Source organism: Pseudoalteromonas arctica, from assembly GCF_012927645.1.
In the GTDB taxonomy this organism is placed as follows: Bacteria; Pseudomonadota; Gammaproteobacteria; order Enterobacterales; family Alteromonadaceae; genus Pseudoalteromonas; species Pseudoalteromonas arctica_A.
In genome coordinates this window covers 1-20,114 of the sequence record NZ_JABBMT010000024.1, presented here as the reverse complement: position 1 = coordinate 20,114, position 20,114 = coordinate 1, and the positions used below count along the sequence as shown (strand labels likewise).

The window sequence follows — 20,114 nt, the reverse complement described above, 5'->3', positions numbered from 1 at the left end:
AACCTTATTTTTAATAATTATTCTTATTTAAATTCACCTAAATAAATATACCAGATCACGATTTAGAATTATAAATTTTTCGTTAATATTCCTGAAAAAATCATTTAACAAAAATAAACATGCTATTCATAGTGATAAAACCTGCTAGAGTGTTGACTTTATAGCCCACTCTCCATACATTAAGCCTATGAATATAATATTTTCGCAATTACATTTTTCGTTTTTTAGCTTCTTTAGATAGAAGAGGCTTATCTGTTTGCGAGATTAAATCAACCGAATAGCAAAGCCTCCCAATTGGGAGGCTTTTTTGTTTTTATTACCCAAAAGGTAATTTTTTGGAATGAGGAACCCAAAATGACTAATGATGTACTGAATTCGCTTAGACACGATATCAATGAAATTGATTCTGATCTATTAGTGCTATTAGCAAAACGTCGCCGTATTAGCCACGGCGTTGTAGAATATAAGATTGCTAATAATAAACCGATACGTGATGAGGCCCGTGAACTTGCCTTGTTAGAGAAACTCATCGGTTATGGTAAGTCTCTTGGTTTGGACGCTTATTATGTGAATAATGTTTTCCAAACAATCTTAGAAGATTCAGTACTTAATCAACAAGCCATGTTACAGAAGAACTTAAACCCAGATGCGATGAGTGAAACCCATCGTGTTGCTTATTTAGGTGGTCAGGGTTCATACAGCCAACTTGCTTGTCATAAATACTTTAGCCGTCGTCCAGGTAAACTTGTTGAAATGGGCTGCTCTAGCTTTGAGCAGATCACTGGCAAAGTTGAAAATGGTCAAGCTGATTTTGGCTTATTACCCATTGAAAACACCAGCTCTGGCAGTATTAACGAAGTGTTTGATTTACTGCAACACGCACAAGTCTCCATCGTTGGTGAAGTAACCCACAGTGTTGAACATTGCTTACTGGTCACTGCGGGTACTGAGCTTAGTCAGATCAGTAAGATTTTTGCTCACCCGCAACCATTTGCTCAATGTAGTCGCTTTTTACAAGGCTTAGGTGATATTCAACATGAAACCTGCGATTCAACCTCAAGCGCTCTGCAATTAGCATTAGATACCCCTAATAGCGCAGCAATTGGTTCAGCTCAAGCGGGTAAAAATGTGGGTTTAGAAGTGATTAAATCAGCACTTGCGAATCAACGTGAAAATCACAGCCGTTTTATTGTGGTAGCACGTAAGCCTCTTTATGTATCAAAACAGCTCCCGACTAAAACCAGTTTAATTATGGCAACCAAGCAACAAGCAGGTTCTTTGGCTGATGCGTTGATGATTTTCAAAGAACATAATATCAACTTAGTAAAACTAGAATCACGCCCAGTCCCTGGTAACCCGTGGGAAGAAGTCTTTTATGTTGATTTAGAAGCAAACCTGGTTGATAACCATGTTAAACAAGCCTTAGAAGAGCTAAAAGAACACACTCAATATGTACGCGTACTGGGCTGTTACCAAAGTGAATCGCTGCAAGCGGTCAGTATAGAAAGTTAAGCGCTAAGTAAAATATAAAAAAGGGCTAAAATTAGCCCTTTTTCATTATCTGTTTTTCACACAGCGGTTATTAATCAAGTACTTTGGCATCATTGGCTTTGTTTAACAGGCTGCGACTTTGCGTTAAGAAATGCGCAGTAGCATCTGAAAAATATGCTTTTGCATCCGCAAATGAATCAATTAAAGCGGCCTTATCACCTACTTTTAATTTGGTCAAGGTACTTGCAAACGTGTCTTGGTATTGTGCAAGTAATGGCTCTACGTTATCAAATTGCGCTAGCATGATGTCAGAATAAAGCTCTGGTGATTGTGCGAATAAGCGCCCTACCATCATCAACTCTAATTGGTAAATCGGTGACGAACAACTGCGGAGCTCTTCGAGGGTATGACCTTGTTTTGCTAAAAACTGGCCGTATACAAAAGTGGTTAAATGGCGCATAACTTGAATAATTTGCATCGCTTCATCGTGTTTTTTAGCATCGAGTTCAACTAGCTGGCATCCCCATACTTGTAGTTGCTGTAATAAACCTTGAGCAGCTAAGTGATCTCGTCCCTCACATACAACGACTGTTTGTTTTACCCAGTGAGAAATATCAGGTCCAAACATTGGGTGTAAACCAACTACCGGTCCACTATGCGCCGCCTTTAATGCTTTAATAGGTGATTGCTTCACCGACGTTATATCTACAAGCAAGCAGTCGTCATCAAGTTTAGGCAATTTAGCGACTACAGTATCTAGTGCATTAATAGGCACACTTACCATTACGAGTTTTGCGTCTTTTAAAATTTCTTGTGCATTCGTTTGCTGATCTTTATCAAGGATCCTGACTTCATAACCCGAGCGAATAAATTGCTGAGCAAACAACTGTCCCATCGCGCCTTGTCCACCCACAATAACAATCGGTGATAATTGCGGTGCACTACACGCAAGTTTAGCTTGTTGGTTTTGGTACGCTTCGCGCATCATCCGGCGTAGGATATCTTCTACTAGTTCAGGATTAACACCTTGGTTGATCGCTTCTTGGCGACGGGCAGCTAATAAAGTAGCTTCACGATCTGGCGCATGCAGTGGCGCACCCGTTTGCTGTTTGATTGCGCCTATCTGCTCAGTAATACTATTGCGCCTAGCCAGCAATGCAACCAACTGAGCATCGCATTCATCGATCCCCTCTCTTAACTTATCTAACTGTTTTATATCCGCCACGCGACTACCACCTTAAAAACCCCAACTTTGTACAATTAAATTTACACAAAAGTAAACTAATGAATACGATAAATACTAACAGGATCAGCAAGCTGTTAAAAGACTAAATAAGCAAAGAATGAGAGTTTAAGCTTTAAGCGCTAAGCCATATGCTTTAAGGGTGGCTGAATGTTAGGATATTGCTTGTGGATCTCGCTAAATTCTAATCAAGCTATGGTGATCACTTGATCTTAATCTTTTAACTTTACTCTTTCACCTCGCCAACTTTTTTGCTATAAAAACCAAAACGGGTTGCAACCCGAAGGCTGCAACCCGTTTTTTTGCGTTGTTAAACAGCGCGTATTAGTTAAGTTTTTCTCTAATACGTGCAGATTTACCAGAACGCTCACGTAGATAGTAAAGTTTCGCACGGCGAACTGCACCGCGACGCTTAACTGCTACGCTATCGATAAGAGGGCTGTGCGTTTGGAATACACGCTCAACACCTTCACCGTTCGAAATTTTACGAACTGTGAATGCTGAGTGAAGACCACGGTTACGCTTAGCGATTACAACACCTTCAAAGGCCTGTAGACGCTCTTTAGCACCTTCTTTTACTTTTACCTGTACAACCACTGTATCACCAGGGCCAAATGCAGGTACGTCTGTTTTAAGCTGCTCATCTTCAAGCGCTTTAATAATATTTTGGTTTACTTTTGCCATTATGTTTCTCACTTTCCTAGGTGTAACTGTCTTCTAGCCACAAGCTTTTTGGTACTCTTGCTGAAATTTCGCGAGTAATACCGCTTGCTCCTCAGTCAGAGCTAGGTTATGCAACAAGTCAGGACGGCGTAACCAAGTTCTGCCTAATGACTGCATTTGCCGCCATTTAGCTATCTCTTGGTGGTTGCCACTGAGTAATACAGCAGGCACCTGTTTGTCGTCCAATGTTTCTGGCCGTGTATAGTGAGGACAATCTAGCAAGCCATCCGAAAATGAGTCTTGCTCTGCTGATTGGTTGTGCCCTAACACACCTGGCACTAATCGCGCTACTGCGTCAATTAATGTCATGGCAGGTAGTTCACCACCACTCAAAATAAAATCACCAATTGACCATTCTTCGTCAACGTATGACTCTATTATTCTCTCGTCTATACCTTCATAGCGACCGGCAATTAAAATCAGTTTTTCGGAGTTTGCGAGTTCGCTCGCCCCTTGCTGATCTAATTTGCGCCCTTGCGGGGACATATAAATTACTTTTGCGCCATCACCTGCCGCTTTTTTTGCGTCAAGAATGGCTTGTTTCAATGGCTCAACCATCATTAACATGCCTGGTCCGCCCCCGTAAGGACGATCATCCACTGTTCTATGCTTATCAGTTGCATAGTCTCGCGGATTCCAGCAGTTAAAGTCGATCAAACCACTTTTTACTGCGCGACCTGTTACCCCTTGCTGTGTAATAGCATCAAACATGTCCGGGAAGAGGCTGATAACCCCTACCCACAACGAACTCGTTTGACTCATTAAAAGCCAGGATCCCAGTCTACGGTAATTTCTCTCGCATCGTGTTTAACTTCTTTAATAACTGAATCAGTTAAAAATGGAATTAAACGCTCCGCTTGGCCAAATGCATCTTTACTATTTGCTTTCACAACTAATACGTCATTTGAGCCTGTCTCCATCAGGTCATCAACTACGCCTAAGTTATAACCTTTATCAGTTATAACCGACATACCGATGAGATCTCGCCAATAGAACTCGCCTTGCGGCAGTTCTGGTAGTTGCGCTGCATCCATTGAGATTTCTGCATGGGTATAAGCCATTGCTTCGTCTCGGTCGTTTACTTGCGCAAATTTAGCGATAAAGCCTTTGTTGTGGCGACGCCAGTCGACCACTTCTAAGGTCTGCCATTTACCTTGCTGCCCTATCAACCACGGGCTGAATTCGAAGATCCCTTGGGGATCATCAGTAAATGAATGTACCTTAAGCCAGCCCTTTATACCATATGGGGCACCGAGCTTTCCTACGACAATTATTGATGAGGTGTTCTCTTGACTCATGGTTACACTTACGCCTATTAAGCCGCTTTACGAGCGTCTTTTACTAACTTACTTACGCGATCTGAAAGAGATGCGCCCTGACCTACCCAGTGTTCTACACGAGATAAATCTAAACGTACTTTTTCTTCTTGACCACTAGCAATTGGGTTAAAAAAGCCTACTTTCTCGATGAAGCGACCGTCACGCGAGAAACGGCTATCCGCAACCACAATTTGATAGAAAGGGCGTTTTTTAGCGCCACCACGTTGCAAACGAATAGTTACCATACCGTCCTCTAAATAGATTGACTGTTTTCATTAATAAGATTTACTCCCCAGTATGGGGAGCTGGGGAATTGTACGAGTTTTTAGCAACAATGCAAGTAAGAAGTGACGCGAAATGAGCGTTAAGTTGATTAAACACTGATCTACGCGTTAAATCAGACTATATAGCGCTTTCAATGCATAATTTATCCACTAAAAAAGAGGCTATTTGCCTCTTTTTTAGTTAACTAATATTGTGAATATCACTAATTATAATAAAAAACTTAAAATTTAGGACCACCACCGCCCATCATTCCAGGGGGTAACATGCCTTTCATACCGCGCATCATTTTTTGCATGCCGCCTTTGCCTTTCATTTTTTTCATCATCTTTTGCATCTGCGTAAACTGTTTTAACAGCTTATTGATCTCTTGTACTTGCGTACCAGACCCTGCTGCAATACGCTTTTTACGAGAACCTTTAATGATCTCTGGACGTGCACGCTCTTTTTTTGTCATTGAACTAATAATCGCTTCCATTTGCATAAAAGTTTTATCACCCATTTGGCCTTTTACAGCGTCAGGTAAGTTTGACATACCCGGTAGCTTATCAAGCATTGACATCATGCCGCCCATGCTTTTCATTTGCTTTAATTGATCAGCAAAATCATCTAGGGTAAAGCCATCACCTTTAAATACTTTTTCAGCAACTTTTGCAGCTTGCTCTTTATCAACTTTCATTTCGACTTCTTCGATCAATGAAAGTACGTCACCCATGCCTAATATACGCGACGCGATACGGTCAGGATGGAAAGGTTCAAGTGCATCCGTGCGCTCGCCCACACCCATAAACTTAATTGGCTTACCGGTAATGTGGCGAATAGATAAAGCTGCACCACCACGCGCATCACCATCTGTTTTGGTTAGTATTACACCTGTTAGCGGTAATGCTTCATCAAATGCTTTAGCGGTATTAGCCGCATCTTGACCTGTCATGGCATCGACAACGAATAAAGTCTCGATAGGATTAATCGCACTGTACAGCGCTTTAATTTCATCCATCATGTCGCTATCAACATGTAAACGACCTGCAGTATCGACTAATACAACATCAATAAATTTCTTTTTCGCATGAGAAATAGCCGCCGTTGCAATATCAACCGGCTGTTGGGAAATATCACTTGGGAAAAACTCAACCCCAACTTCATCGGCCAGTGTTTCCAACTGTTTAATAGCCGCAGGACGATATACATCGGCACTGACCACTAATACTGATTTCTTTTTACGTTCTTTTAAAAATTTGGCAAGCTTAGCAACACTGGTCGTTTTACCCGCACCTTGTAAACCTGCCATCATTACGACCGCTGGCGGTTGGGCATTTAAGCTTAATTCTTCGTTCGCTTCACCCATGGCTTTTTCAAGCTCTTCGCGTACGATTTTTACGAAAACTTGACCCGGGCTTAAGCTTTTGGTGACTTCAACACCAACAGCGCGCTCTTTAACTTGTTTAACAAACTCACGAACAACGGGTAAAGCGACGTCGGCTTCTAAAAAAGCCATACGCACTTCGCGTAGTGTATCTTTGATATTGTCTTCTGTTAGGCGTCCGCGACCGCGGATATTCTTTAAGGTTTTACCTAATCGTTCTTGGAGGTTCTCAAACATGTAAAGGTTCCGATCAAACGTGATATACCAATTTCTCTAATAACGCTATCAGTGCAAGTTTAATACTTAGCCTAAAGAACGTTGATTGTGTAAAATCAGTATTATTAAAATTTTAATTAAAAACAGTATACCGTAAATGGTGGCGTACAATACAGTGTTCAAGTGCGCTGTTTGAGTTTCTTTTTACAAAGTCTATGCTTTTGCCTTGCTATAAAATACAATGGCTTTACTCTAACAAGGAATATTTGACTCAAATTGAGTGACCCAAGCACTATGCTGATTATTAGTTTAACTATTATTGCCAGTTTATTTTATATCTTAGCGACGTCTCACGTGCTGTCTCGGTTATTTCACCAACAAGGCCCGAGCCAAAAGCTAACGGTTATCCTCAGCACGGTAGCAATTTTAGCACATATGCTATTGCTCGTGAATTCAGTGTTTCGCGCCGATGGCCAAGATTTAAGTATTGTTAATGTATCGCTGTTAACCTGCTGGGTGATTGTGGTCTCTGTCACCACGGTGTCGTTAAAGTTCCCTGCCACATTATTACTGCCTGTTGTCTATGGCTTTGCCGCTTTACTCACAATAGCCAGCTTATTTATTCCACATCATATTTTATTGCAAAGTATTGATGTTGAAATTGGGTTAGTTACCCATATCTCACTTTCATTGCTTGCTTACTGCGTATTAATTATTGCCACTTTATATGGCGTACAGTTTTACTTTATTGATAAACGCTTAAAGCGAAAAGACTTAGCGATCGTGTATAGCCATTTACCGCCATTAATGGTGGTGGAACGCCAGCTTTATCAGTTATTGACATTAGGAACTTTATTACTAACGCTGGCACTGCTATCTGGATTCATATTCCTTGATGGTATGTTTGCAAAAGAGTTTATTCATAAAACTGTTTTATCATTAATTGCTTGGGTTATGTTTGCAACGGTAACAGTTGGTCACTTAAAGCAAGGCTGGCGTGGCAAACCGGTCGTACTAGCTATCATGGCTGCTGCTTTTGTTTTAACGCTGGCTTATTTTGGTAGTCGTTTTGTGCAAGAGGTGATCCTGAGTAAGTTTTAACTTGACTCAGGCAGCTCACTCCCGCTTAATATGTATTAGTTAAATAAAAAAGGATCCTTCTTTGGACAGCATCTCTACAAGTGTTTTGTTTATGATACTTGGAATACTCATACTTTGTTCTGCATACTTTTCTGGTTCTGAAACAGGCATTATGTCAATCAACAGAATCCGCTTACGCCACCTCGCTAAAGAAAACCATCGCGCTGCAAAACGTGTCAACAAACTGTTGAGCCGTCCTGATAGACTGATAGGTCTTATCCTTATCGGTAATAACTTGGTAAATATTGCTGCAGCACAGGTTGCAACCATTATAGGTATTCGCCTATACGGTGATTTAGGTATCGCCATTGCTACCGGTATATTGACCCTAGTGGTATTAATTTTTGCCGAAATAACGCCAAAAACGTTAGCCGCCCTTTACCCTGAGCGAGTTGCCTTTCCGAGTTCGATAATACTCAAGGGATTACTAAAAATTCTCTTTCCATTTGTCGTCGTTGTTAACTGGATGACCAATGGGATATTACGGTTATTTGGTATTAGTGCGGCACAAATAGATGAGCACAGCATGAGTAAAGAAGAATTAAAAACCGTGCTGAATGAATCTGGTGCGCTGATCCCCGCGCGTCACCAAAGTATGTTGACCTCCATTTTAGATTTAGAGCAGGTCACTGTTGAAGATATTATGATCCCGCGTAACGAAATCGTGGCGATTGATATCAACGATGACTGGAAACTTATTAGTAAACAGCTTACCCATGCACAACACACGCGAGTACTTTTATATCGCGACCAAATTGATGATGCGGTAGGTTTTATTCACTCACGAGATGCACTGCGGTTATTAACTAAAGAGCAATTTGATAAATCATCATTACTGCGCGCAGTTCGTGAGATTTACTTTATCCCTGAAGGGACATCACTCAATACTCAGCTATTTAAGTTTCAGCAATCAAAAGAACGTATCGGTTTAGTGGTTGATGAATATGGTGATATACAAGGTTTAGTAACTCTTGAAGATATTCTTGAAGAAGTAGTCGGTGACTTTACTACAACACAAACACGTACTCCGAGTGAAGAAGTCGTGTCACAAGATGATGGTTCATTTTTGGTTGATGGTGGTGCTAACGTACGCGATCTAAATAAAGAAATGGATTGGGAGTTTCCTCTTGATGGCCCTAAAACATTAAGTGGCTTAATTGTCGAATATTTAGAAGACATTCCAGATGCTAACCTAAGCTTACGTATTGCAGGTTATCCAATTGAAGTAGTTGAAGTAAAAGAAAATATGATCAAGCTTGTACGCATTCAAGTAAATAAACGTAAGCTATAATAGATAAAGTAGAGTAACCTCGAGTTACTCTACTGCTCTCACCTACTCTCTGCTTTTTATAATTTTTCCAAATAAAGTGTTAAATTCTACGCTATTATATTTATACCTTGATCTAAATGGAAAAATAAATGGAAAGTATCTCTGTCGAAAGTCTATATACCAAAGCAATTGAAATGCTGATGACCTATGGTCCAAAATTTTTATTAGCAATATTTGTATTAATTATTGGTTGGTGGTTTATTGGTCGAGTTGCCAATATGGCTGAAAAGTCAATGGCACGGGTAAAGTTTGAAGCCGGACTCACGCACTTCTTAGTATCGTTTTTATCTGTTATTTTAAAGTTACTATTACTGATTTCGGTCGCATCAATGATCGGGATCGAAACAACCTCGTTCATTGCAATGCTTGGTGCTGCTGGCTTAGCGGTCGGTATGGCATTACAAGGCAGCCTTGCTAATTTTGCCGGCGGTGTGCTGATCTTATTCTTCAAACCATTCAAAATTGGTGATGTTATCGAAGCCCAAGGACATATGGGCAAAGTTGTTGAAATTCAGATATTTGTCACCGTGTTACTCACTTACGACAATGAACGCATCATTATACCGAATGGCTCACTGTCTAACGGCTGCGTCAAAAACAAGTTTGTAGAGCCTACACGTCGTGTCGATATTGAGTTTGGTATTAGCTACGGTGATGATGTGCTTAAAGCACGAGAAGTACTTATGGATGTACTAAATAGTTATGATTTAGTACTTAAAGACGATGCCAAACAGCCTGTGGTTCATGTTAGTCAACATGGCGATAGCCATATTGGTATGCTGGTTTGGGCATGGGTAAACTCTGAAAATTACTGGCCGGTGTATTTTGGTTTGTATGAACGCGTTAAAATCGCCTTCGACAAAGAACATATTACCATTCCATTCCCGCAACGTGATGTACATATTCATCAATTCCCAGGGAAATAAAATAACGCTCAAAAGCCCGCAGCGCGGGCTTTTTAAAATCTTGAAACTTGTCATATCAGCTAAATAACCTTTCTAACCACCCTTTATCTAAATCATCTTCACAACGTTTAAGTTGCGCCGCATACCGACTAGCACGATTTTTTACTTTATTAGCCACCGCCATTAACCACCTTTTATTTTTATAAGTGCCGCGTTTATAACCCCCCCAGCCTTCGTGATAATTTAGGTATTGCGCGTAGGCGTCCCATTTCGAGATGCCATTAACTTTATGAGTTTTATAAACAAACCAGCCCATAAAGTCGATAGCGTCATCAAAATCATCGCGATCGGCGCCGCTATTACCCGTTTCACGAATATAATCAGACCAGGTTGGGGTTTTTGCTTGTGAGTAACCATAAGCTGAGCTTGCTCGCCCTGTGGGGATAATCCACAAAAAATATTCCATTGGCGGTGCGGCATCGTGTTTAAAAGAGCTTTCTTGATACATCATGCTCATTAGCACATGTTTAGGCGAGCCCCATTTTTCTTGGGCATCTTTTGCGTCATAATACCAATCACTTTTTTCTTCAAAAATTTTACATATATCATTAGGTTGCTTTGGAGGAGCTGTTGCGCAACCAGTTAACGCAGCCCCCAGCGATAAAATAATTAAACTATTTTTCATTTTTTATGTTACTCGCTGAACTTTTTATAAAAGTATAAGTCTTATTTTATGAATGCGAAGTTTAGCATTGTTTATCCCTGAAGAACCTTTACGCAGCCAACTTAGGCTGCGTTTTTTTTGCCCGCTTATTTAGCTGCAAACTTACTTAGTGGTAAAGTAAGCATCTAAAAAAGCATTAAATGTTTGATTATCAGCGGCTTTCAACTCACGTTCAGCAATGACAGATTGCTCTGCTTGTTGTATTAAATAGCTGTCTGAATACACTTTATATGGCGTATCTTGATGTTGTTGCTGATAACTTTCTGCTAACGACAAGGCAAAATAACCATTATCAATACCAGACCCTTTCAGTTGGCTAACGTAACGCCCTGAGTATGTTAATTCAGGATCTGCTATCCATTGGCTTAATCGAGTAATCGTTTCGCTGTAATAGCTAACGCCGTAAGCATTATCCATATAAGCTGCAACTTGTTGTAACTGTGCGAATATCTCTGCTCCCCACGTTGTTAGACTACATGAACTACCAGAACGATTTAGCATTACCTGCGCAGCTCTGCCATCACTAACAACTGTGTCTAAGTTTTCAGTACTACGTTGTTGAGAATCCCAATCCATAGTGGGTGAATCTTTTAATAAGCAATATGTTAAAAAGACGTCTAAGAAATGAATTTGCTCAATATCAATTCCCGTTGCTGCAAATGGATTTACATCTAGAGCTCTAATTTCAATGTACTCAATACCGCCACGAAGTAGCGCGTCAGTTGGCGTTTCGCCACTTTTAGCATTACGTTTTGGACGAATAGGAGAGTAAAATTCATTTTCAATCTGTAATACATTTTTATTCAACTGCTGTGGCTGGGTATCTCTATAATCGGCAAGTTGACCATAAATATCTGAAGGTGAATTAATTGCACTTTTTAATCCTGCAACGTATTCATCGAGTGAGTTATACATCACTCTTAACGATGACTGGGCGCTATTAGTGTAGCCTAAGTTACCTAAACGTAATGCCGTTCCAGTTTCTAGATACAATGTGCCTTTACCAAGCTTTTTAAAAGGAAGATCTGTGCTGCGCCCTTGTAAAAATGAATTACACAACGCAGGTGATGCACCAAACAAATAACTGATCAACCACAGTTCACGTTTAAAGTTACGGATCAGTCCTAAATAACCGGCCGAAATAAACTCTTGTAATGAGCCAGTATCGCCTTTAATCGCTTGTAAGCTCTGCCAAAATGACTCTGGAAACGATATATTAAAGTGCACACCGGCAATCGCTTGCATCATGCTGCCATAACGATTTTTCAGACCTTCGCGGTACAAGGTTTTCATCCGTCCAATATTAGAATCACCAAATTGAGCTAATACGATGTCATCTTGGTGTTCTATAAAACACGGCATACTGATAGGCCATAATAATTCATCGCCCATCTGCGATAGGGTAAACTTTTGTAGGTCTTGCAGCTGATTTAACGTTTCCTCAGCAGATTCACTAACGGGTGTTATAAACTCTAGTAAAGACTCAGAAAAATCAGTAGTGATATGCCCATTAGTTAATGCACAACCAACCCCTTTAGGATGACCTTGCTGTGAAATCACGCCGTTTGGCTTGATCCGCAACGCTTCTCGTTCAATACCGCGTTGAATGCCTTTAATTGCGTATTTATGCTGTTCTGGGGCTAGCGCTGCTAACGCTTTAGTTAAATCATGTGTAGTCAAAAATGCTTCCTCGAGCCACGTGGCCTAATCCTAAGTCAATGGGGGCAAATTGATAATACTCAAGGTTTAATAATGGCATAATGCTAATTTCCACTATTTTCCAAGAAGGTCACCGTATGTTTGTAAAGAAAACTTGCTGCCTGCAGCCAAGCTAATAGCCAAATCTTAACTAATCTTGCCATTGTAAGCGCTAATATACAATTGCTTTAGTAACACCACAGTAATGCAAGGTACTAATAAATGCTTGCTTGTTATCTGCAACTTATTGTTGACACTTACTCATTACTCACATTAGGACAATAATATCTTTTTATATATTCAGCTATTACATGATTACCAGCACACCTTTTGCAAGTTTCTTTGTTTTAAATCATTAAAAGGCTATTTAATAGCTATTTTACTCCTGTGATCACTGAAGCTACTATCATTACATTTGTATGAACTTTATAATCATCACTAATAATAAAGCATGTTTAAGGACTACCTATGCGTCGGGGTCAGCAGTTAATAAACGAAGAAGTCACCTTTTCAGATCACCAGGAGCTCGTCTCCACTACAGATATACGTGGCGTGATCACCTATGCTAATAAAGAGTTTTGCAACATTGCCGGCTTCAACCTCGAAGAACTCATTGGCAAAAATCATAATATTGTTCGCCACCCAGATATGCCCAAAGCGGCATTTAAAGAAATGTGGGAGAAACTCAAACAAGGTCATTCATGGCGCGGGGTGGTTAAGAATCGCTGCAAGGATGGCCGCTATTATTGGGTTGATGCATTTGTTACTCCTATTTTTGAACATGGTCAACTCGTTGGCTATCAATCAGTACGAACAAAACCGAGCGAACAACTAAAACACCGAGCACAAAGCTTATACACTAAAATAAATGCGGGTAAATCGTTGTCGTCTTGGCGTGAATGGGTGACTGTTCGCCAAAGTGCAGCCCTCCTTATTGGTTTACTTGGCTTAGTACTATTGGCAGCTTTTGTGTCTATTGCTGTTGCACTGATAACCGCGCTATTTAGTTTACTAATTATGCTATTAAATTATGATGAGTTAGTTGTCACACCAACGGCACTGAAACAGCTAAAGGCAGTAAATGACTCCATTTCTCGCTATGTTTATGTTGGCCATCATCCATTTAGTATTAGTGAATATAACCAGCAAATGCTTAATGCTAAATTACGCACAGTATTAGGGCGAGTAAAAGATACGACTGTCACGTTTACCAGTATTGCGGCTAACCTAGATCAGCAATCAGCACTCACTGAAAAAGGCATTGCCGCTCAAGGACAACGCCTTGGCCAAATGGCCACCGCCATGTCACAAATGAGCACAACCATAGGTGAAATATCGGGCAACACTCATGATACCGCTGAAAAAGTAAATATTACTTACCAAAGTTGCTCTGATATCAAACTGCATATTGCAGACAATAGTGCCATGGTATCTGATCTTGCTTTACAAGTTGGACAAGCGGCAAGTACCGCTAACTCCCTTGCAACCGAGGCGGATAAAATAGGTCAAGTAATGACTGAAATCGAAGGTATTGCAGAGCAAACCAATTTACTGGCATTAAATGCAGCAATTGAAGCCGCGCGTGCTGGTGAACATGGCCGAGGCTTTGCAGTAGTTGCCGATGAAGTACGGGCATTATCTTCTCGTACCCAACGTGCTACTGCACAAATTCATAGCTCAATTAAAGAAATTCAAGATACTCTGTTTAGCTGGTCTACGGTAATGAAAAACACTAAGGCGCAAGCCGATGAATGTGTCAATACCACTGGACATACCCAAGCTGAACTGGATAGCATTTTCTCACAAATAAGTGAAATATCACAACTAGCGACACAAATATCTGCCGCTGCCGAGCAACAACAAACTGTCAGCCTCGATATTAGCGATAACATTACACAAATAAAAGGTTACAGTGACGAGAACTTAACGTTAAGCTTTAATGTCGCTAAAGGTGCTGCCCAGCTTATTGAAGGCTCACGTAAAGTTAACGATATCTTACTTACTTTTAAAATTTAATTAAGTGGGGCTAAATGATAGGAGTTTATCTTTAATATTTACTTTCTAACTTTTTATTCGCAGCGAGTTTAAGGCCAGCATATTCACTGGCCTTAAAACTCAGTTAATCAGTTAATCAGTTAATCAGTTAATCAGTTAATCAGTTAGCGTGATGAGAACACTAAACCATTTTCGTCAGCATCAATTACTATCATGTCTCCACTTTGATATTCACCAGCGAGTAACTTCTGTGATAATGGGTTTTCAATGGTATGTTGAATAGCCCGTTTGAGTGGTCGTGCGCCATAAACCGGGTCAAAACCACTGGCTGCGATTCTATCAAGAGCTGCATCACTTATTTGTAACAAGTAACCCATCCCTGTTAGGCGCTCACGTAACTTGCTTAACTGAATATCTGCAATCTCTTTGATATGTTCATTAGCAAGTGGGTGGAATACCACGGTTTCATCAATACGGTTAATAAATTCAGGTCTAAACTCATTAACCAAAACGCCCATCACTTTTTCTTTTAATGCTGCATAATCGTTGTTACCTGTTTGCTCTTGAATAATATCTGAGCCTAAATTTGAGGTCATGATGATCACCGTATTTTTAAAATCGACAGTACGACCTTGGCCATCCGTTAAACGACCATCATCCAACACTTGCAGCAAAATATTAAACACATCAGGATGTGCCTTTTCGATTTCATCAAGCAAAATTACAGAATATGGACGGCGACGAACGGCTTCTGTTAAGTAGCCACCTTCTTCATAACCAACATAGCCCGGAGGCGCGCCAACTAAGCGAGCAACGGAATGTTTTTCCATAAACTCCGACATATCAATTCGTATCATCGCGCTTTCAGTATCAAACATATAGCCGGCTAACGCTTTAGTCAGCTCAGTTTTACCGACTCCGGTAGGGCCTAAAAATAAAAACGAACCGATTGGCCTATTTGGATCTGCAAGTCCTGCCCGTGAACGACGAATCGCATTCGCCACTGCGACTACCGCTTCGTCTTGACCGATTACTTTATGGTGTAAATGTTCTTCCATTTGCAGCAGTTTTTCACGCTCACCTTGAAGCATCCGCGATACAGGAATACCGGTCCAGCGTGAAAGTATCTCGGCAATTTCATCTTCACCGACTTGGTTTTTCAGTAAGCTCATTTCTTGCATTTCAGCTTGTGAAGCTAAGTCGAGTTTGCGTTCCAATTCAGGAATGCGGCCATATTGCAGCTCTGACATACGTTGTAGATCAGTGGCACGGCGAGCAACATCTAAATCTAATCGCGCTTGTTCAAGTTCAGCTTTAATTACTTGAGTACCTTGCAAAGAGGCTTTCTCAGCGGTCCATACTTCATCGAGCTCACGATACTGGGCTTCAAGAGCGGTGATCAGTTCCTGCATCTCAGAGCGACGCTTTTGACTGGCGTCATCTTTCTCTTTAGCAAGTGCATTATCTTCGAGTTTTAGCTGGATAATACGGCGCTCTAATTTATCTAGTGATTCAGGTTTTGAATCAATCTGTAAACGAATAGACGAGCCAGCTTCATCAATTAAATCAATGGCTTTATCGGGTAGTTGGCGGTCACTAATATAGCGATGCGATAAATGTGCTGCAGCAACAATTGCAGGATCAGTAATTTCGACACTGTGATGCAATTCATAACGTTCTTTTAAACCACGTAAGATTGCAATAGTATCTTCTACTGAAGGCTCTTCAACCAATACTTTTTGGAAACGACGTTCAAGGGCTGCGTCTTTTTCTATGTATTGACGGTATTCATCCAAAGTAGTCGCACCAACACAATGTAGTTCACCACGAGCAAGTGCAGGCTTTAACATGTTACCCGCATCCATTGCACCATCAGATTTACCAGCGCCCACCATAGTATGAATTTCATCAATAAATAAAATAACTTGGCCTTCTTCTTTAGCCAATTCATTAAGCACTGACTTTAAACGCTCTTCAAACTCACCACGGTATTTTGCACCGGCCACCAAGGCTCCTAAGTCAAGCGATAACACACGTTTGTTTTTCAAGCCTTCAGGCACTTCGCCATTAATAATACGCTGCGCGAGCCCTTCGGCAATCGCAGTTTTACCGACACCGGGTTCACCAATCAACACGGGGTTATTTTTAGTACGCCGTTGTAATACTTGGATTGTGCGGCGAATTTCATCATCGCGGCCAATAACAGGATCAAGTTTGCCCTGCTCTGCACGCTCAGTTAAATCGATAGTAAACTTTTTCAGCGCTTGACGGGTATCTTCGGCATTCGGATCATCAACTTTTTGACCACCGCGAATAGCTTGTATTGCTGCCTCTATTTTAGTGCTGGTTATATTTAAAGCGCGAAAGATATCACCCAATGGCCCTTTGTCATCACACGCTGCTAATACAAATAACTCACTGGAGATGTATTTGTCTTTACGCTTTTGTGCGTACTTATCGCATAAGTTGATCAGTGAAACCATGTTATTTGACAACTGCACGTCGCCGCCAACACCTTCCACTTTAAATAGTTTTTCCATCTCTTGCGATAACTTGGTATTAAGTTCATCGGCACTCACGCTGGCTTGGGCTAATAACGCACGCACACTTGAGCCACTTTGCTGCAACAGTGAATACATTAAATGTACCGGTTCAATAAATTGATGGTCACGACCAAGCGCTAATGACTGAGCGTCAGAGAGCGCAGACTGAAATTTACTGGTAAATCGATCTAAACGCATAAGGGGTTACCTATTAAAAAAACTAATTACTCAATTAATGGGTATGCTCGGCACTTTGATCAAGGCTTAGGTGAAAATATACTCAAAGAATAAACTCTTACTTGCGCCAGATCAAAGAAGCCATACGCCCTGTTTGACCATCTCGACGATATGAAAAGAATTGTTCACTATTACTAACTGTACAGTACTCACCACCACTAATATTTCTTATGCCTAGATTAATAAGTTCTGTGGTTGCAAGCTGATAAATATCCGCTAAATATTTACCATCCGCTTGCGCTGAAAATGCAGTGTGATGAGTTGCTGATTGCTCACAGAACAGTGCTTTTACTTCACTGCCAACCTCAAACTTTGCAGCACCTATGGCAGGACCAAGCCATGCTATAATTTTCTCTGGCGGGCAGCTAAAGTGACGTAAAGTATTAGCGATAATACCCGCATGTAAACCGCGCCAGCCACCATGAATAGCAGCCACCTCATCACCACTTTCACTGGTAAGCAAAACCGGCAAGCAATCTGCGGTCATAATTGCCAGTGGTTGATTTTTTAATCGGGTATACAGTGCATCCGCATCATAATTAGCCTGTAGCTCAAAATACTCATCCACAACAACGACTTCACTGCTATGGATCTGATTAAGCCACACCGGTACTTTCGGTAGCTGAGTAGCTAAAAGTGCGCGATTCGTTAATACCGCTTGCTGATCATCGCCCACATGTAAGCCTAAGTTTAAACTCGTAAAAGGCGCATGCGATACACCGCCCTGACGAGTTGTACTGAGGGCTCCTACATTAGTTGGCGCTGTCCAATTAGGATTAAGCATGAAGGCAACTTAAAAATCGATATTTGGATTAGCTTTGGTGTCTTCACGAAGTACCTGCGTCATGGCAACCATGTCATCAGGAATTGGCGCCTGCCAAGTCATCATTTCACCCGTAATTGGGTGTGCGATACTTAGCTTTACCGCATGCAATGCTTGGCGGTTAAAGCTACGTAACATTTCAAACAACTCAGGGGTCGCACCTTTTGGTGGACGTGGACGACCGCCATAGGCTTTATCACCAATTAATGGATGATTGATAAATGCCATATGCACACGAATTTGGTGAGTTCGACCAGTCTCTAAACGAAGACGCAATCGCGTATGCGCCCGAAACTTTTCAGCAACACGAAAATGCGTAATTGCTGGTTTGCCCTGCTCATGTACAGCCATGTGTGTACGCTGCGTAAGGTGGCGGCCAATTGGTTTTTCAACCATGCCACCCGCAGTCATTGTGCCATTACAAATTGCTTCATATTCACGCGTGAAGTTTTCACGCTTTTGTAATGCTTTAACTAAATGTGTTTGCGCCTGAATTGTTTTAGCTACCACCATCAAACCAGTAGTGTCTTTATCTAAACGATGCACAATACCTGCACGCGGCACATTAATGATGTCAGGATAGTGATGCAACAATGCATTAAGCACTGTGCCATCGGGGTTACCGGCACCTGGGTGCACAACTAAACCCATAGGTTTGTTAATAACTAAAATGTCATCGTCTTCATAAACGATGTTTAATTTGATATCTTGTGCTAGATATTCACGTGGAGCTTCAATGCTGGTTTCAACATTGACTGTTTCACCGCCAAAGAGTTTTTCTCTCGGGGTGTTTAAGATTTCACCATCCACGGTGATTTTATCATCCAAAATCCACGTTTTTATCCGTGAACGTGAATAATCAGGGAACAATTGTGCCAATACTTGGTCTAGACGTTTACCGCCTAACTCAGTTGGCACCTCGGCTTGAAGAGAAATTTGCTCTGACATTAGTAACTTTACCCAATTTACCAGTGCAAGCTGCGCTCGACTGGGTTAGAATCGCTTTTAATAAAAGCATTATATAATAAGCATAGTTTACTCGGTTTTACCCACTTGGCCTAGCCGAAGACATCGAAGGTAACAAATAAAATGATAAATAGAATAGGGAAACGTGCATTCGCCATTGTTTTTACGGTTTCATTGCTTGGTTTAGGTGCCTGCTCCTCAGCACCTGATGCAGAAGATATCCAACGCGTTCCTAATAAATCAGCGCAAGCATTGTATGATGATGCCAAACAAACTCTTGATTCAGGTTTATACGCGCGTGCAATTGAGCTTTTAAGTGCGATTGATTCACGCTATCCGTTTGGCCCTATGTCAAAACAAGTACAAATGGATTTAGTCTACGCCCATTATCAAGCGGGTAATACTGAACAAGCGCTTGCAACAATTGACCGTTTTATTCGCTTAAATCCAAACCACAAAGATTTAGACTATATGTACTACATGCGTGGTTTAGTAAATATTAAAGCCGATAAAAACGCATTCCAAGAGTATTTTGGTGTTGATAGGGCTGACCGAGATGCTAATCGTACCCGTGTTGCCTTTACTGATTTATCAACTTTAGTTAATCGCTTCCCTGACAGTGGCTATGCCCCTGAAGCAAAAAGACGTTTAGTTTGGTTGCTCAACAAAATGGCACGTTACGAGTTGAAAGTTGCTGATTACTACTATGAACGTGAAGCTTACTTAGCTGCAGCAAATCGCGGTAAGTACATCGTTGAGCATTATTCTCAAAGTAGCTATTTAAATGAAGCACTCGAAATGATGGAAAAAAGCTACAATAAGCTTGGTTTACCAGAATTAAGTAAACACGCTAAATTAACGCGTGAATTAAACGAGAAGAAGTAATACGCCTCATAAATAAAAAAGGCGCTATTTAATAAATAGCGCCTTTTTTATTATTTTAAATTGCGTGCTTAACGTTAAACTGTTGTTCCGCACCCCTAATTTCTGTTGTTCCGCCCCCCTAATTTGAATTAAACTCGCTCATTAAATAGCCACTTGATTTACTTTTGTAAATAAAATCTTGACGCAGAACCCTAGGTTTGATCTATTACTCTCTTTTGAGAGCCTAAT

Annotated in this window: 17 protein-coding genes; 6 read left to right on the top strand and 11 right to left on the bottom strand. The window is 40.9% G+C overall.

Going from position 1 to position 20,114, the window contains the following annotated elements; all coding sequences use genetic code 11:
- The first annotated feature begins 354 nt into the window (after positions 1-354).
- Entirely contained in the window at positions 355-1,512 is a 1,158-nt protein-coding gene (locus HHO47_RS13885; protein WP_169020830.1) for a chorismate mutase, read from the top strand.
- 70 nt (positions 1,513-1,582) lie between these two features.
- Here the strand turns inward: HHO47_RS13885 and tyrA are convergent, their stop codons facing one another.
- The 6 genes from tyrA to ffh all read right to left on the bottom strand — a co-directional run bounded on the left by tyrA (position 1,583) and on the right by ffh (position 6,661).
- Positions 1,583-2,716 carry a bifunctional chorismate mutase/prephenate dehydrogenase gene (gene tyrA / locus HHO47_RS13880; protein ID WP_169020829.1) on the bottom strand — a complete coding sequence of 378 codons (1,134 nt, stop codon included), beginning with the start codon at positions 2,714-2,716 and terminating at the stop codon, positions 1,583-1,585.
- Positions 2,717-3,058: 342 nt separating this feature from the next.
- Positions 3,059-3,418, bottom strand: coding sequence for a 50S ribosomal protein L19 (gene rplS / locus HHO47_RS13875; RefSeq protein WP_002962189.1), 360 nt, complete (start codon positions 3,416-3,418; stop codon positions 3,059-3,061).
- Between the two features lie 33 nt (positions 3,419-3,451).
- The gene (trmD, locus tag HHO47_RS13870) at positions 3,452-4,219 is read right to left on the bottom strand and encodes a tRNA (guanosine(37)-N1)-methyltransferase TrmD (protein ID WP_087530755.1); all 768 of its coding nucleotides are present in this window, start codon (positions 4,217-4,219) and stop codon (positions 3,452-3,454) included.
- Complete coding sequence (gene rimM, locus HHO47_RS13865) at positions 4,219-4,755, bottom strand: ribosome maturation factor RimM (protein ID WP_169020828.1); 537 nt, start codon at positions 4,753-4,755, stop codon at positions 4,219-4,221. The genes trmD and rimM overlap by 1 nt, the downstream gene beginning before the upstream one ends.
- 17 nt (positions 4,756-4,772) lie before the next feature.
- Entirely contained in the window at positions 4,773-5,021 is a 249-nt protein-coding gene (rpsP, locus tag HHO47_RS13860; RefSeq protein ID WP_016708927.1) for a 30S ribosomal protein S16, read from the bottom strand.
- A gap of 260 nt (positions 5,022-5,281) precedes the next feature.
- Positions 5,282-6,661, bottom strand: coding sequence for a signal recognition particle protein (gene ffh, locus HHO47_RS13855; RefSeq protein WP_169020827.1), 1,380 nt, complete (start codon positions 6,659-6,661; stop codon positions 5,282-5,284).
- Between the two features lie 273 nt (positions 6,662-6,934).
- On the opposite strand from ffh, the gene HHO47_RS13850 reads away from it, so the two are divergent.
- The 3 genes from HHO47_RS13850 to HHO47_RS13840 all read left to right on the top strand — a co-directional run bounded on the left by HHO47_RS13850 (position 6,935) and on the right by HHO47_RS13840 (position 10,036).
- Positions 6,935-7,741 carry a cytochrome C assembly family protein gene (locus tag HHO47_RS13850; RefSeq protein WP_169020855.1) on the top strand — a complete coding sequence of 269 codons (807 nt, stop codon included), beginning with the start codon at positions 6,935-6,937 and terminating at the stop codon, positions 7,739-7,741.
- Between the two features lie 61 nt (positions 7,742-7,802).
- Complete coding sequence (locus HHO47_RS13845; protein WP_169020826.1) at positions 7,803-9,071, top strand: HlyC/CorC family transporter; 1,269 nt, start codon at positions 7,803-7,805, stop codon at positions 9,069-9,071.
- A gap of 128 nt (positions 9,072-9,199) precedes the next feature.
- On the top strand, positions 9,200-10,036 hold the full coding sequence (locus HHO47_RS13840) for a mechanosensitive ion channel family protein (protein WP_169020825.1): 837 nt from the start codon (positions 9,200-9,202) through the stop codon (positions 10,034-10,036).
- 55 nt (positions 10,037-10,091) lie between these two features.
- On the opposite strand, the gene HHO47_RS13835 is transcribed toward HHO47_RS13840, so the two are convergent.
- Positions 10,092-10,700 (bottom strand): hypothetical protein, encoded by a 609-nt coding sequence (locus HHO47_RS13835; RefSeq protein WP_169020824.1) that lies wholly within the window; start codon positions 10,698-10,700, stop codon positions 10,092-10,094.
- 141 nt (positions 10,701-10,841) lie between these two features.
- Positions 10,842-12,419, bottom strand: a complete 1,578-nt coding sequence (gshA, locus tag HHO47_RS13830) for a glutamate--cysteine ligase (protein ID WP_169020823.1) — start codon at positions 12,417-12,419, stop codon at positions 10,842-10,844.
- 486 nt (positions 12,420-12,905) lie between these two features.
- Between gshA and HHO47_RS13825 the strand changes: the two genes are divergently transcribed.
- On the top strand, positions 12,906-14,453 hold the full coding sequence (locus HHO47_RS13825; protein WP_169020822.1) for a methyl-accepting chemotaxis protein: 1,548 nt from the start codon (positions 12,906-12,908) through the stop codon (positions 14,451-14,453).
- A gap of 143 nt (positions 14,454-14,596) precedes the next feature.
- On the opposite strand, the gene clpB is transcribed toward HHO47_RS13825, so the two are convergent.
- From clpB to rluD, 3 genes are all read right to left on the bottom strand, one after another.
- Positions 14,597-17,173 carry an ATP-dependent chaperone ClpB gene (gene clpB, locus HHO47_RS13820; protein ID WP_169020821.1) on the bottom strand — a complete coding sequence of 859 codons (2,577 nt, stop codon included), beginning with the start codon at positions 17,171-17,173 and terminating at the stop codon, positions 14,597-14,599.
- Positions 17,174-17,270: 97 nt separating this feature from the next.
- Positions 17,271-17,996: a peptidoglycan editing factor PgeF gene (gene pgeF, locus HHO47_RS13815; protein ID WP_169020820.1), complete on the bottom strand. Its 726-nt coding sequence runs from the start codon at positions 17,994-17,996 to the stop codon at positions 17,271-17,273.
- Between the two features lie 9 nt (positions 17,997-18,005).
- Positions 18,006-18,983, bottom strand: coding sequence for a 23S rRNA pseudouridine(1911/1915/1917) synthase RluD (gene rluD / locus HHO47_RS13810; RefSeq protein ID WP_169020819.1), 978 nt, complete (start codon positions 18,981-18,983; stop codon positions 18,006-18,008).
- A gap of 141 nt (positions 18,984-19,124) precedes the next feature.
- On the opposite strand from rluD, the gene HHO47_RS13805 reads away from it, so the two are divergent.
- Positions 19,125-19,886: an outer membrane protein assembly factor BamD gene (locus HHO47_RS13805; protein ID WP_169020818.1), complete on the top strand. Its 762-nt coding sequence runs from the start codon at positions 19,125-19,127 to the stop codon at positions 19,884-19,886.
- Positions 19,887-20,114 lie beyond the last annotated feature (228 nt).

What these genes read in the sequence shown, in the direction of transcription:
- HHO47_RS13850 (WP_169020855.1), top strand. Translation starts at nt 6,935, where the DNA reads ATGCTGATTATTAGTTTAACTATTATTGCCAGTTTATTTTATATCTTA.
- pgeF (WP_169020820.1), bottom strand. Translation starts at nt 17,996, where the DNA reads ATGCTTAATCCTAATTGGACAGCGCCAACTAATGTAGGAGCCCTCAGT.
- HHO47_RS13885 (WP_169020830.1), top strand. Translation starts at nt 355, where the DNA reads ATGACTAATGATGTACTGAATTCGCTTAGACACGATATCAATGAAATT.
- HHO47_RS13835 (WP_169020824.1), bottom strand. Translation starts at nt 10,700, where the DNA reads ATGAAAAATAGTTTAATTATTTTATCGCTGGGGGCTGCGTTAACTGGT.
- rpsP (WP_016708927.1), bottom strand. Translation starts at nt 5,021, where the DNA reads ATGGTAACTATTCGTTTGCAACGTGGTGGCGCTAAAAAACGCCCTTTC.
- rimM (WP_169020828.1), bottom strand. Translation starts at nt 4,755, where the DNA reads ATGAGTCAAGAGAACACCTCATCAATAATTGTCGTAGGAAAGCTCGGT.
- HHO47_RS13840 (WP_169020825.1), top strand. Translation starts at nt 9,200, where the DNA reads ATGGAAAGTATCTCTGTCGAAAGTCTATATACCAAAGCAATTGAAATG.
- trmD (WP_087530755.1), bottom strand. Translation starts at nt 4,219, where the DNA reads ATGAGTCAAACGAGTTCGTTGTGGGTAGGGGTTATCAGCCTCTTCCCG.
- ffh (WP_169020827.1), bottom strand. Translation starts at nt 6,661, where the DNA reads ATGTTTGAGAACCTCCAAGAACGATTAGGTAAAACCTTAAAGAATATC.
- HHO47_RS13805 (WP_169020818.1), top strand. Translation starts at nt 19,125, where the DNA reads ATGATAAATAGAATAGGGAAACGTGCATTCGCCATTGTTTTTACGGTT.
- rluD (WP_169020819.1), bottom strand. Translation starts at nt 18,983, where the DNA reads ATGTCAGAGCAAATTTCTCTTCAAGCCGAGGTGCCAACTGAGTTAGGC.
- rplS (WP_002962189.1), bottom strand. Translation starts at nt 3,418, where the DNA reads ATGGCAAAAGTAAACCAAAATATTATTAAAGCGCTTGAAGATGAGCAG.
- HHO47_RS13825 (WP_169020822.1), top strand. Translation starts at nt 12,906, where the DNA reads ATGCGTCGGGGTCAGCAGTTAATAAACGAAGAAGTCACCTTTTCAGAT.
- clpB (WP_169020821.1), bottom strand. Translation starts at nt 17,173, where the DNA reads ATGCGTTTAGATCGATTTACCAGTAAATTTCAGTCTGCGCTCTCTGAC.